We start from the raw sequence: 11,879 nt of genomic DNA, 5'->3' as shown, positions 1-11,879 counted from the left end.
TCTCCAGGTGAGACGGTCGGGACGCCTCGACTGTCGCACCGCCGAGGTCGGGGGGTCGACCGGTTTTCCCTGCGGCACCTACGGTCGAGGCATGTCCCTCGACCTCTTCGCCGAGCTGCACGTGACGTCGTACGCCAAGGCGCTGCCGTGGTACGAACGCTTCTTCGGCGGTCCGCCCACCTTCGTCGCGCACGAGACCGAGGCGGTCTGGGAGCTGGCCGAGCACCGCTACCTGGTGCTCGAGGAGCTGCCCGCGCACGCCGGCCACGGCGAGGTGACGATCTTCCTCGACCCGCCCGACCAGCTCGACGCCACCGTCGACGCCCTCGCGGAGCGCGGCATCGAGCCGGCGCACCGGGAGACCTACGACAACGGCGTCCGCAAGGTGATCTTCAGGGACCCCGAGGGCAACGAGATCGGGTACGGCGGCGGCCCGCTCGAGGACGGTGGTGGCGCCGTCACTTGAGGGCACTTTTCGCGCAATTGCGCGGTTATGGTCGGCGATCGGGCCTCGGAGCGACCACAACTCAGCAATTGAACGGTTAAGGCCCCGTGAGCAGCGGCCCGCGCGCGGCGAGGACGGCTAGAAGGGCTGCTCGCCCCGGGCGATCGGCACCAGGTCGGCGACGGACCCGAAGACGCGGGTGGGCCGGTAGGGGAAGGTCTCGATCTGCTCGGGCTGCGTCGACCCGGTCGTGACCAGCGCGGTCCGGAGGCCGGCCTCGAGGCCGCTGATGATGTCGGTGTCCATCCGGTCGCCGACCATCACCGTCGACTTCGCGTGGCCGGAGATGCGGTTGAGGGCGCTGCGCATCATCAGGGGGTTGGGCTTGCCGATGTAGTACGGCGACCGGCCCGTCGCCGCCGAGATCAGCGCGGCCACGGAGCCGGTGGCGGGCAGCTTGCCGTGCAGGCTCGGTCCGCTGACGTCGGGGTTGGTCGCCAGGAACCGGGCGCCGTCGTCGATGAGCCGGATCGCGCGGGTGATGGCCTCGAAGGAGTACGTGCGGGTCTCGCCCAGCACGACGTAGTCGGGGTCGCGGTCGGTGATGACGTAGCCGATGTCGTGCAGCGCCGTGGTGAGGCCGGCCTCGCCGACGACGTACGCCCGCCCTTCCGGGCGCTGGTCGGCCAGGAACTGGGCGGTGGCCAGGGCCGAGGTCCAGATCGCCCCCTCGGGCACGTCGAGGCCGCTGCCGATCAGCCTGGCGCGCAGGTCGCGGGGCGTGAAGATCGAGTTGTTGGTGAGCACCAGGAACTGCCGTCCCGATGCCTTCAGCGCGTCGAGGAACTCGACTGCGCCGGGGATCGGGACCTCCTCGTGGACGAGCACGCCGTCCATGTCGGTCAGCCAGGTCTCCACGGGGCGCGCCTCGACTGGTGTGGTCACCTCGCCATTGTCGCTGGCCCGCGACCGGCGACGCACATCCTCGTGGCAGGCTCGGCGCATGACGAGAACCGGACTCGTGCTGGGGGGCGGCGGCGTGACCGGCATCGCGTGGGAGGTCGGCGTGCTCAAGGGCCTGCGCGACGAAGGTGTCGACGTCACCGCGGCCGACCTCGTCGTCGGGACCTCGGCCGGTTCGGTCGTCGGCGCACTGGTGACGACGGAGGACCTCGACGAGCTGTACGCCGAGCAGACCTCGCCGCCCGACGAGGAGATCCCGGCGGTGTTCTCGCTGCGCACGGCCCTCACCATCGGCGCGCTGATGGCGTTGCCGGGCGACGGCCGCGCTCGCCGGGCGCGGGTCGGGCGGGCGGCCCGCAAGGCCAACCCGGGTCCCGGCACCGAGCGGGTCGCGGTCTTCGAGTCCCGGCTGCGCAGGACCGACGGCTCGCTGGCCACCTGGCCGGACCGCGACCTTCGGATCACGGCGGTGGACGCCGAGACCGGCGCCTTTCACGTCTTCGACAAGGACGGTGACGTCGACCTCCTGCACGCGGTCGCCGCGAGCTGCGCCGTCCCGCTCGTCTGGCCGGCCGTCGAGATCAACGGGCGGGCCTACATCGACGGCGGCATGCGCTCTCCGGCCAACGCCGACCTCGCGACGGGATGTGACGTCGTGCTCGGGATCGTGCCGCTGCCGCGTTCGATCACCAAACGGCACTCGATGCCCGAGCAGCTGCGCCGTACCGGCGCCCGATGGAGCGCCTGGATCAGTCCCGACCAGGAGTCGCTAGCCGCGATCGGGCGCAACGTGCTGGACCCCGCGATGCGGATGGGCGCGGCCCGCGCCGGCGCCGCGCAGGGACGGCGGATGGCCGCCGAGGTCGGTGCGCGCTGGCCGTCGTGAACCGGCCGTCGTGAACCGGCCGTCGTGAACCTTTTCGGGTCCGGCGCCGTATGCCGCCTAGGAGGTACACACCATGACCCGTAGGACGCACACCACCCTCGTCGCCACCGCCCTGCTCCTGGGAGCCACCGCACTGAGCGGCCCAGCCGGCGCCAGCACCGCAGACGCCGCCGCACCGGTCACCCGGATGGCCGACCTGAAGGCCAGCGGCGACGCCGACGGCTCCGGCCACGCGATGTTCACGCTCAACAAGGCGAAGAAGAGGGTCTGCGCCGACGTCACCTGGGCCGGCATCGCCAAGCCGAACGCCGCCCACATCCACAAGGTCTCCGACGGCTCGATCTTCATCGACCTGTCGGGGTCGGTGACCGGCGGCAAGAAGTGCACGACCGGGGTGTCGAAGAACAAGATCCAGAAGCTGATCGACCGGCCCGGGCGCTACTACTTCAACGTGCACAACGGTCCCTACCCGGCCGGCGCCATCCAGGGCACGCTGCGCAAGTAGCAGGTCCCGCGAGGGGGGCCCGGGGAGGAACACCGGACATGAATATCCGTCGCCCCCCGAGAGGGGCGACGGTCCTTCTCGGGTACCCCGCTGCCGATGGGGCCAAACCCGTGACACCGGAAAAATCGTCGGATCAACCTGATTCGATGCCAGCCTCCGCCCCTCTCGTCACCCTCGTCTCGGCAGCCTCGTGCGTCACGCTGCACGCCCTTCGCCCGCAAGCAGGCCAAGGCGATGGCCGCGAAGGAGGAGATGTACCACCAGGACCTCGGGCCGGCACGACGCGCGGAACAGACGGGGCTGACGGGACGCCTGGGATCCACCCCGCACACTGGAGTGGTGACGGACCGGGGCCGCCCACATGATCGGCGGCGTGACCAGCCCGCCTCGCCGCTGACCGAGCGCGAGGCGCAGGTGCTGGCGTCCGCGCGCGCCGACCGCCCGATCCGCGAGGTCGCGCAGGAGCTCTACCTGTCGCCCGGGACGGTGCGCAACTACCTGGTCACCGTCACCCACAAGCTGCGCGCCGGCACCCGCGCCGAGGCCTACCGGCGAGCGCAGGAGCGGGGCTGGATCTAGGCGCCCGTGGAGGGGCCGACCGAGCACCGCGCCGGGAATCATCGGTGAGCACGCGACCGTCGCGGTCTATCCTCCGAGCGTGCCGGCTCCCGAGGGCTACGAGATCGATGACGACCCGGCGCGCGTCGACAGAGACGCGGTCTGGGAGTGGTTGTCGACGCAGGCGTACTGGCACCGCGGCCGGTCCCGCGCCGACGTCGAGCGCCAGCTCGACGGCGCCTGGCGCGTGGTCGCGGCGTACGACGGCGCGACCGGCGCCCTGGTGGGGTTCGCCCGTGCCTTGTCCGACGGCGTGGCGCTGGCGTACCTCGCCGACGTCTTCGTCGAGGACGCCCACCGGGGCCGCGGTCTCGGGCACGCACTGGTCACCGCGATGGTCGACGAGGGACCGGGCTCGGGCTTCCGCTGGATGCTGCACACCGCCGACGCGCACGGGCTGTACGCCGCCCACGGGTTCGGGCCTCCCGACCAGAGCTACCTCGAGCGGCCGCGGGTCGCCCCGACAGGGGCCGGGTACCGAGGGACATGACCAACGTCGCGATCATCTACTACTCCTCCACCGGCACCGTCGACGCCATGGCCCGCCGAGCCGCCCAGACCGCCGAGAAGGCCGGCGCCGAGGTCCGCCTCCGCCACGTCGCCGAGCTCGCGCCCAGCGAAGCGGTCAACGAGAACGACGACTGGTCGGCGCACCGCGAGGACGTCTCCGACGAGCCGCAGGCCGAGCTCGACGACCTCACCTGGGCCGACGTCGTCCTCTTCGGCTCACCGACGCGCTACGGCAGCATCGCCAGCCAGCTGCAGGCGTTCCTCGACACCACGGCGTCGCTGTGGCAGGAGGGGGCGCTCGCCGACAAGGTGTACGCCGGCTTCACCGCCGGTCAGACCGAGCACGGCGGCCAGGAGACCACCCTGGTCTCGCTCTACACGACGATCTACCACTGGGGCGGCATCGTGGTGGCGCCCGGCTACACCGACGACGTGAAGTTCGCCGACGGGAACCCCTACGGCGCGTCGAAGGTGACTGGCGAGACCACGGACCTCGAGCAGGCCGACCTCGACGCCATCGACCACCTGGTCGAGCGGGTCGTGCGCATCAGCGGCAAGCTGACGTCCTGACCTGAGACCTCAGGCCTCGCGGGTTTCGCCGGGCTGCTCGGCGTCGTCGGCGTCCTCGGCCTCGCGGTCCTCGTCGACCTCGGTGAGGTCGAGCTCGATGACCGCGTCGATCAGCTGCGCGAAGACGGCGGGCGGCAGCGCCCCTGCCTCGCGGTAGACCATCCGGCCGCCCTTGAAGGCCATCAGCGTCGGGATCGCCGAGATCTGCGCCGCGCCGGCGAGCTGCTGCTCGGCCTCGGTGTCGACCTTGGCGAACACGATGTCCGGGTGCTCGTCGGAGGCGCGCTCGAAGACGGGCGCGAACTGCCGACAGGGCCCGCACCAGCTCGCCCAGAAGTCGACGAGCACGATCTCGTTGTCCAGGATGGTTCGCTCGAAGTTGGCGGAACCCAGCTCGACGGTGGTCACCCGTTCGAGACTACGGGACGCGCCTGGATCAGACCGTGACTCCGTGCGGCCGGCCAGGGTCGTCCTCCGCGGGCTGCGCGTCCCCCGCACGACAGGCCTCGAGCTGGGCACAGAGGGCCGCGCCGAAGAAGAGTGCGATCGACGAGAGCAGCGCCCAGATGAGCAGTGCGACGACGCCGGCCAGCGGTCCGTAGACGTCGCCGAACGACGGGCTGAGGCGCACGTACGCCGCCAGCAGGCCCGTGCTGGCCAGGCTGACGACCACGGCGACCGCCGCACCGGCGGCCAGCCAGGTGAGCCCGGGCTGACGACGCCTCGGCGCGTGGTTGAGGGCGACGGCGATCGTGAAGACGAGGAGGGCGACGCCGAGGGGCCACCGGCCGATGTTCCAGGCGTCGACGAGCCCCTGAGACCACCCGTACCCGGTCGCCATGGCGTCGGCGAAGGCGTGACCGGCGACCAGGAGCAGGAAGCCGACACCGACCGGCAGGGCGAGCACGGCCGCCAGCACGGCGGCGCGGCCGTACTTGTGCAGGGCCGGCCGGTCGCGGCGAATCCCGTAGATCCGGTTGAGGCCGCGCTCCACCTGAGCCATCGCGGCCGTCATCGACGCCAACGCGAGGACCAGGCCGAACCACAGCGCCACCTCGCCCGCCTGCTCCGACGACGACGAGCCGCGCAGTGCGGACGCGATCGCGTCGGAGTCGCCCGAACCCGGTGAGATGGCGGCGACCGTCGCCGCCAGGACCCGCGCCGGCCGTTCCTCGTCGAGATCGGCGACCAGCCCGGTCAGGCCGAGGATGAAGGGCACCACCGCCAGCGACGCCTGGAGGGCGAGCGCGCGCGACGACGAGAAGCCGTCGCCGTAGCGGAAGCGGGTGAAGCCGTCGACGAGGAGGCGGCGTACGCCGATCTTCCTCAGCTCGTGCCAGGCGTCCTCGGCGTCGAGCTCGTCACCGTCCATCTCGATCGTGACGGGGACGGTCCGCGCCGTCGTCATCCTGCGAGTCTAGGTGCGCTGGCTAGCGTGGGGAGCATGACGAAGACGCAGCTGCCGCAACGACGGATCGGGCCGCGAGAGGTCAGCGCGATCGGACTGGGCGCGATGCCGATGTCGGTGCGCGAGGTCAACGACGAGGATCGAGGGGTCGCCACCATCGTGCGCGCGCTCGAGCTGGGCGTGACCCTGATCGACACCGCCGACGCCTACTCCGTCGACGAGGACGACTTCGGGGCCAACGAGCGGCTCATCGCCCGGGCCCTGCGCGAGTACGGCGCAGGCGACGGCGAGGTCCTGGTGGCCACCAAGGGCGGGCACACCCGCGTCGGCGGCGACTGGGAGCTGGACGGCACGGCGGCGTACCTCCGACGCGCCTGCCTCGCCTCGATCGAGCGGCTCGGCGTCGAGCGGATCGACCTCTACCAGCACCACCGGCCCGACCCGGAGACGGCGTACGAGGAGTCCCTCGGCGGTCTCAAGGCGCTCCTCGACGAGGGCCTGATCGCCCAGGCCGGCATCTCCAACGCCGACCCCGCACAGATCCGGCTCGCCCACGAGGTGCTCGGCGACGGGCTGGGCGCGGTGCAGAACCAGTTCTCGCCGGCGTTCCGCTCGTCCGAGCCCGAGATCGCGCTCTGCCAGGAGCTCGGCATCGCCTTCCTGGCCTGGAGCCCCCTGGGTGGCATGTCCGACGCGGGTGACCTGGGCGCGCGGTGGCAGCGGTACGCCGACGTCGCGGCCAAGCACGACGTGAGCCCGCAGCAGATCTGTCTCGCGTGGGAGCTGTCCCTCTCGCCCGCCGTCATCCCGATCCCGGGCGCGAGCCGGCCTGAGTCGATCACCGACTCGGTCGGCGCGATCACCCTCGAGCTCGACGACGAGGACCTGGCCGCTCTCTCGGGCTGACTGCTCTCGGGCTGACTGCCTCAGCCGTCGTGGTCCCCGGCCTCGAGCGAGGCCTTCAGCACGAGAAGGCGCTCGCGCCACCAGGCCTTGCGGGTCTCGTACGCCGCCGCGTCGGACAGCTTGGCGTGGGACACCCCGACCAGGCAGCGGATGCCGCCGTCCTTGGCGTCGAGCGTGATCGAGACGCGCGAGCGGTCCTCGGTCCACTCGTAGCGGGCCGACCGGGGCCGGCTGACCGACCGGACGACCAGCGGCGCGCCGGCGAGCCACTCGTCCAGGAGCTCGAAGACCCGCTCGGGCGAGGCCCCCACGGTGCGGGAGGCCGTCGCGGTGAAGCCGTGCTCGTGCCGGCCCGCGAGCCTGCCGCGCCGGGCGACCTCGTAACCGCGCGTGACGGCTTGCGCGTTCCAGGCCAACGGGTCGACGTCGAGGTAGTCGGCCACCCAGCGGGCGATCTCGCGGCGCGTGGCGGCCGGCGAGACCGAGCCGTCGAGGAGGTCGAACCACTGCTCCCAGCCCAGGCCCGTGCGCTCGCGGATGCGCTCGTCGGACGTCGCGAGCGGGGGCTCGGTGCCCGGCTCGTGCTGCGCCATCGTGCCTCCTCTCGCCGTCGGGTGGGTGCAAGGAGCCGGTGTACCTCGTCGGTGGCCGGGTCTAGCGTCGAGACATGACGACGATCCTCAATCCCTACCTCAACTTCGACCGCACCACCCGCGAGGCGATGACGTTCTACCAGTCCGTCTTCGGCGGCGAGCTCAACGTCATGACCTTCGGCGACATGGGTGACGACGGCCCCACCAAGGACGGCGTGATGCACTCCCAGCTCATCACGCCCGACGGCTTCACTCTGATGGCCTCGGACCCGCCTCCCGGAGAGGACGCCACGCCCGGCAAGAACGGCGGCGTCAGCCTCAGCGGTGACGACGAGCCCAAGCTCACCGGCTGGTGGGACGCGCTCAGCGACGGCGGCACGGTCGCGGTGCCGCTGGAGAAGCAGATGTGGGGCGACGCGTTCGGCATGTGCATCGACCGCTTCGGCACCACCTGGCTGGTCAACATCTCGGGCCCGCCGCAGACCTGATCCTCGGATGGTCAGACGGGTTGCGCGCTCAGGACGACCGCCACTCGTCCGCGAGGAGGGCATAGGTGTAACCGTCGAGCCAGCCCTTGTCGCGGTGGAGTGACTCCTGCACGTTGTGCGCCTCGCGCCGCATCCGCAGCTTCTCCATCAGACGCCACGAGGGCTCGTTGTCCGCGAAGCACAGCGCCACGACCCGGCGCAGGCCGAGCCCTCGGGGTGGGGCGTCGAAGCAGATCCGCAGAGCTCACGCGCGGCCTCGACGGCGTACCCGTGGCCCTGCTGGGCCGGGTCGAGCGCCCAGCCGATCTCGGCCTGGCTGTGGGCAGCCTGCTCCTTGACCTCGATCTGCGCCCAGGGGTCGCCGACGCCGAGGTAGAGGTCGCCGACGAGGACTCCGTCGCGCTCGACGACCAGCATCTTGCTGCGCCACTCGGGGTCCTCGAGCTTCGCGGCGTACGCCTCCAGCTCCGCGTGCAGGCTGCTCATCCACTCGGCGACCTCGGCGACCTGGCGATATCTCCACACGGGTTCGGCGTCGCCGACCTCCGCCGGACGGATGCTCAGCCGCTCGGTCGTCACCGGCCACGGCAGGCCGTCGATCAGCGCGCGGTGGCTGAACTCGTCGGTCGGCTCGCTCACTGATCCACCATCCTCGGCATCACCGGCTTGAAGGTCACGGGCGCGCCGGGAGTGCCACCGCTGCGGCCGCGGTACTCCGGCACGCCCACGCAGGTGAAGAGCAGCACCACCAGGTCGTCGTCCTCCCCGAGCAGCGCGGGCACCTCGGAGTCGAGGAAGGTCATCCCGCTGGCGCTGATGCCGAGCGCGTACGCCGCCAGGTGCAGGCGGCCCTCGACCAGGCCGGACGCGAGCTGGGCATCGCGATAGCTGCGGTCGTCGAGGAGTCCCGGGTCCATGGCGGAGATGGCGACGTACGCCGCCTCGGCACCCAGCGACTGCCCGAGGCAGATCCGCTCGAGCTCGTCGCGCAGGTCGCCGCGCGCGAGGGGGGTCGCGACGTCCGGCCAGCGGTAGATGCCGGGCTCGAGCCCGTCGACCGAGTGGGCCACGATCCAGTGCGACACGTCGATGCCGCGCATCGCGACGGTCATCGGCCAGTCGAGCAGCTCGCGAGGGACCGAGGCCCCGCGGACCATCCGCCGTTGCGAGCCGCGGCGCCTCACGACGTCATCGAGCGTCGGCGCGTCGAGGGCGGGCCTGTCGTGGGTGGGCCTGTCGTGGGTGGGCCCGTCGTGGATGGGCCTGCCGTGGATGGGGGAGCCGGGTGGTGCGGCGACGGTCTCGCCGACGGGCCAGGCGTCGCCGAGCACGTCGGCCTCGCCGGCCGCCTGGGCGGAGGTGTAGAGCGGGAACTCGACCTCGGGCAGCTCGCCACGAGTCGCCGGACCACCGGGCCGGACGGCAGGGTCGCCGGACCCGAAGGTCAACAGGGCGAGCGGCAGCTCGTGGACGCCGTCCGCACCGACCAGCTCACGGACGGAGGCGTCGGGGAAGAGCGTGCGCAGTCGAGGGTCCCAGCCCACGCTGGCGGCGGCCGCCTCGAGCTGGGAGAGCAGCGTGCCGGCGTCCCAGTAGAGGTGCCGGAAGCCGCGCTCGGCGTACCGCCACGCCGTGCGCCACGGCACACCGGTCACGACGAGGGTGGTGGCGTCGCCGGCCGGAGCGGGGCCGACCTGGACGAGGGCGTGCCGGACGCCGTCGTACCAGTGCACGCCGTCGGGCACGCCCTCCACACCCACGGTGCACGCGTAGACCTCGAGCGGGAACCGCGCGCCCGCGGATCCCGAGGCCCGGAAGACGATCCGGCGCTCGCCGCGGTCGAGGTAGCGGACCACCCCGGCGCCCAGGAAGAGCACCCGCCCGAGCTGCGCCGCGTCCAGCGGCTGGCTGGCGGCCGGGACGCCCGCCAGCACCGACGCCGCCGACACCCCTGGGTCGGGCAGGTCGCGCGGCAGCTCGACCACGGGCAGGTCGCCCGACTCGACGGGGTACTCCTTGAGCCACGGCGGCACGGTCGCCACGTCGTTGGGCTCGAGGTCGTGGCGCAGTCGCGGGTCGTCGGCCGGGACGTCCCACTCGCGGTCCGGGGTGTACGACGTCAGCCGGTGGAGCAGCCCGGCGCCCGCGTCAGGATCAAGCACCCGGCCATCCTCGCTCGCTCTGTCCAACTCGTGCCAACCTGTTTGGCCGCCCGGTGCGTTGAGAGAGTGTGTCCGTGGTTGGGGTCGACGTCGGGGACGAGCAGGCGTACACCGCCTGGGCGGCGGGCTGTCAGCAGCGGCTGCTCCGGTCCGCGCTGCTCCTCACCGGCGACCTCGCGCGCGCCGAGGACCTCGTGCAGGAGGCGCTGGTGAAGGTGGCGGTGCGGTGGACCCGGCTGCGCGACGGCAACCCGACGGCGTACGCCCGCACCGTGATCCACCACGATCACGTCTCCTGGTGGCGCCGGCACCGGCGAGAGTCCCCGGCGCCGACGCGGGACCGTCACGACGAACGTCCCGCCCACGACACCGAGACCGAGCGGCGGATGGTGGTGCTGACGGCCCTGGCACGGTTGACCAGGGCGCAACGCGCGGTCCTCGTGCTGCGCCACTTCGACGACCTGAGCGAGCGCGAGACCGCGGAGATCCTCGGCGTCAGCGTCGGCACCGTCAAGAGCCAGAACGCCGCAGCGCTCGCCCGCTTGCGCACCGGTGCGCCCGAGCTGCTCGACCTGATCGGGAGGATCTCATGAGCTCGATGAACGAGACGGGGCTCTCCGAGCTCCTGCACGACGCGACCGAGGACCTGCCCGCCCGAGACCTGGTGGCGAGCGCCTGGGCGCAGGGCAGAGTGGTGCGGCGCCGCCGCCGGGCGGGTGTGGTGGCGGGAGTAGTGGCGCTGGTCGCCACGGCCGTCGCCGTGCCGATGGTCGTGGCAGGTGGTGGCTCCTCCGGTCGGCCGGAGCCCGCACCGCCCGCCGCCACGTCCCCCTCGACGGAGGACGAGGTCGGCGTCGCGACGCTGCCGGTGTGGGACCCGTTCACGTTGGCGGACGCTCCGCGAGGCGAGAGCGTGCTCCCCGAGGTGGTCGCGCCGCCGGAGCGGCTGCCCCCCGACGTGCTCGACAACCCGCTGCCGGCCGCCGTGCTCGCGTGGCCGGAGGAGGGGCGCGACCTGATGCTGCTCGGGACCGATGGCGAGTGGCGCTGCGTGCCCGGCACCGCGGACGCGGTGACCGGGACGCTCGACGACGTCCTGCGGCCGTCCCTGTCGTCGGACGGTCACCGGGTCGCGATGGCGACGAACGACGGCGTCCTCGTCGTGGACGTCACCGAGGGGACCCAGCAGCTCCTGCCGTGGCCTGACGAGATCGCCGCGCCCTCGGACACGATCCCAGACGTCGCCTGGATGCCCGGCGAGCAGACCGTGCTCGTCCACCACTGGAAGGGCGGCTGGCTCCTGGGGCTCGACGGATCGGCAGCGCCGGCGCCGTACGACGCCGCCTATCCGCCGCCGTTCGTCGACCCGGACGGCCCGGTGCGCCAGCACCTCTTCGACGACCGGCTGCTGGTCGAGTGGGACGGCGACCGGCGGGTCGACGAGGTGCCGACCGACTGGTGGGGCGAGCGCTACGCGACGCGGTTCGGACTGGTCGGCTTCACCGGGGCGGTCGGGGGCCGGCGTGCTGGGCCGGTGGTGGTGAGCGCCGACGACGCCCGCGTGGTGGCGTACGCACCGACTCGTGACCGGGCGAGCGTCTACAGCGACAACGGCTACCTCTCGGTGATCGGCTTCCTCGACCCGTCCACCGCCCTGATCAAGGTGGCCCCGATGAGCTTCCGCACCATGGATCTGGGAGAGGAGACCTGGCACCTCGTGGCCTGGGACTTCGAGAGCGGCGAGTTCAGCACCCTGACGCAGGGCGCGACCGGGATGCGGCGGATCAGCGTCGCCGTCGACGCCGTGCGCTGATCAGGACGGGAG

Annotated in this window: 16 protein-coding genes; 10 read left to right on the top strand and 6 right to left on the bottom strand. The window is 72.3% G+C overall.

Going from position 1 to position 11,879, the window contains the following annotated elements:
* Positions 1-91: 91 nt before the first annotated feature.
* Positions 92-466, top strand: coding sequence for a VOC family protein (locus ABD295_RS20600; RefSeq protein ID WP_344305726.1), 375 nt, complete (start codon positions 92-94; stop codon positions 464-466).
* Positions 467-583: 117 nt separating this feature from the next.
* Here ABD295_RS20600 and ABD295_RS20595 read toward each other — a convergent pair whose 3' ends face one another.
* The gene (locus ABD295_RS20595; RefSeq protein ID WP_344305819.1) at positions 584-1,342 is read right to left on the bottom strand and encodes an HAD-IIA family hydrolase; all 759 of its coding nucleotides are present in this window, start codon (positions 1,340-1,342) and stop codon (positions 584-586) included.
* Positions 1,343-1,448: 106 nt separating this feature from the next.
* Between ABD295_RS20595 and ABD295_RS20590 the strand changes: the two genes are divergently transcribed.
* The 5 genes from ABD295_RS20590 (at position 1,449) to wrbA (ending at position 4,497) form a co-directional block, all read left to right on the top strand.
* Entirely contained in the window at positions 1,449-2,294 is an 846-nt protein-coding gene (locus ABD295_RS20590; RefSeq protein ID WP_344305725.1) for a patatin-like phospholipase family protein, read from the top strand.
* Positions 2,295-2,367: 73 nt separating this feature from the next.
* Positions 2,368-2,799: a CHRD domain-containing protein gene (locus tag ABD295_RS20585; RefSeq protein WP_344305724.1), complete on the top strand. Its 432-nt coding sequence runs from the start codon at positions 2,368-2,370 to the stop codon at positions 2,797-2,799.
* Positions 2,800-3,138: 339 nt separating this feature from the next.
* Positions 3,139-3,378 carry a response regulator transcription factor gene (locus ABD295_RS20580; RefSeq protein ID WP_344305723.1) on the top strand — a complete coding sequence of 80 codons (240 nt, stop codon included), beginning with the start codon at positions 3,139-3,141 and terminating at the stop codon, positions 3,376-3,378.
* Between the two features lie 79 nt (positions 3,379-3,457).
* Positions 3,458-3,907 (top strand): GNAT family N-acetyltransferase, encoded by a 450-nt coding sequence (locus tag ABD295_RS20575; protein ID WP_344305722.1) that lies wholly within the window; start codon positions 3,458-3,460, stop codon positions 3,905-3,907.
* Positions 3,904-4,497, top strand: a complete 594-nt coding sequence (gene wrbA / locus ABD295_RS20570; protein ID WP_344305721.1) for an NAD(P)H:quinone oxidoreductase — start codon at positions 3,904-3,906, stop codon at positions 4,495-4,497. The genes ABD295_RS20575 and wrbA overlap by 4 nt, the downstream gene beginning before the upstream one ends.
* A gap of 9 nt (positions 4,498-4,506) precedes the next feature.
* Here wrbA and trxA read toward each other — a convergent pair whose 3' ends face one another.
* On the bottom strand, positions 4,507-4,905 hold the full coding sequence (gene trxA, locus ABD295_RS20565) for a thioredoxin (protein WP_344305720.1): 399 nt from the start codon (positions 4,903-4,905) through the stop codon (positions 4,507-4,509).
* Between the two features lie 28 nt (positions 4,906-4,933).
* The gene (locus ABD295_RS20560; protein ID WP_344305719.1) at positions 4,934-5,905 is read right to left on the bottom strand and encodes a YihY/virulence factor BrkB family protein; all 972 of its coding nucleotides are present in this window, start codon (positions 5,903-5,905) and stop codon (positions 4,934-4,936) included.
* 36 nt (positions 5,906-5,941) lie between these two features.
* Between ABD295_RS20560 and ABD295_RS20555 the strand changes: the two genes are divergently transcribed.
* The gene (locus ABD295_RS20555) at positions 5,942-6,811 is read left to right on the top strand and encodes an aldo/keto reductase (RefSeq protein ID WP_344305718.1); all 870 of its coding nucleotides are present in this window, start codon (positions 5,942-5,944) and stop codon (positions 6,809-6,811) included.
* A 20-nt stretch (positions 6,812-6,831) separates the two neighbouring features.
* On the opposite strand, the gene ABD295_RS20550 is transcribed toward ABD295_RS20555, so the two are convergent.
* On the bottom strand, positions 6,832-7,404 hold the full coding sequence (locus tag ABD295_RS20550) for a hypothetical protein (protein ID WP_344305717.1): 573 nt from the start codon (positions 7,402-7,404) through the stop codon (positions 6,832-6,834).
* Positions 7,405-7,478: 74 nt separating this feature from the next.
* Here ABD295_RS20550 and ABD295_RS20545 point away from each other — a divergent pair, with 74 nt between their 5' ends.
* The gene (locus ABD295_RS20545) at positions 7,479-7,892 is read left to right on the top strand and encodes a VOC family protein (protein ID WP_344305716.1); all 414 of its coding nucleotides are present in this window, start codon (positions 7,479-7,481) and stop codon (positions 7,890-7,892) included.
* Positions 7,893-8,039: 147 nt separating this feature from the next.
* On the opposite strand, the gene ABD295_RS20540 is transcribed toward ABD295_RS20545, so the two are convergent.
* Positions 8,040-8,531, bottom strand: a complete 492-nt coding sequence (locus ABD295_RS20540; RefSeq protein ID WP_344305715.1) for a GNAT family N-acetyltransferase — start codon at positions 8,529-8,531, stop codon at positions 8,040-8,042.
* Complete coding sequence (locus tag ABD295_RS20535) at positions 8,528-10,054, bottom strand: hypothetical protein (RefSeq protein WP_344305714.1); 1,527 nt, start codon at positions 10,052-10,054, stop codon at positions 8,528-8,530. The genes ABD295_RS20540 and ABD295_RS20535 overlap by 4 nt, the downstream gene beginning before the upstream one ends.
* Before the next feature lie 74 nt (positions 10,055-10,128).
* On the opposite strand from ABD295_RS20535, the gene ABD295_RS20530 reads away from it, so the two are divergent.
* Positions 10,129-10,647, top strand: a complete 519-nt coding sequence (locus ABD295_RS20530) for a SigE family RNA polymerase sigma factor (RefSeq protein WP_344305713.1) — start codon at positions 10,129-10,131, stop codon at positions 10,645-10,647.
* A 5-nt stretch (positions 10,648-10,652) separates the two neighbouring features.
* Positions 10,653-11,867 carry a hypothetical protein gene (locus tag ABD295_RS20525; RefSeq protein WP_344305712.1) on the top strand — a complete coding sequence of 405 codons (1,215 nt, stop codon included), beginning with the start codon at positions 10,653-10,655 and terminating at the stop codon, positions 11,865-11,867.
* The last annotated feature ends 12 nt before the right edge of the window (positions 11,868-11,879 follow it).

It is taken from the genome of Nocardioides bigeumensis (assembly GCF_039531755.1).
GTDB lineage: Bacteria > Actinomycetota > Actinomycetes > Propionibacteriales > Nocardioidaceae > Nocardioides > Nocardioides bigeumensis.
This window is presented reverse-complemented; position numbering and strand designations above follow the sequence as displayed.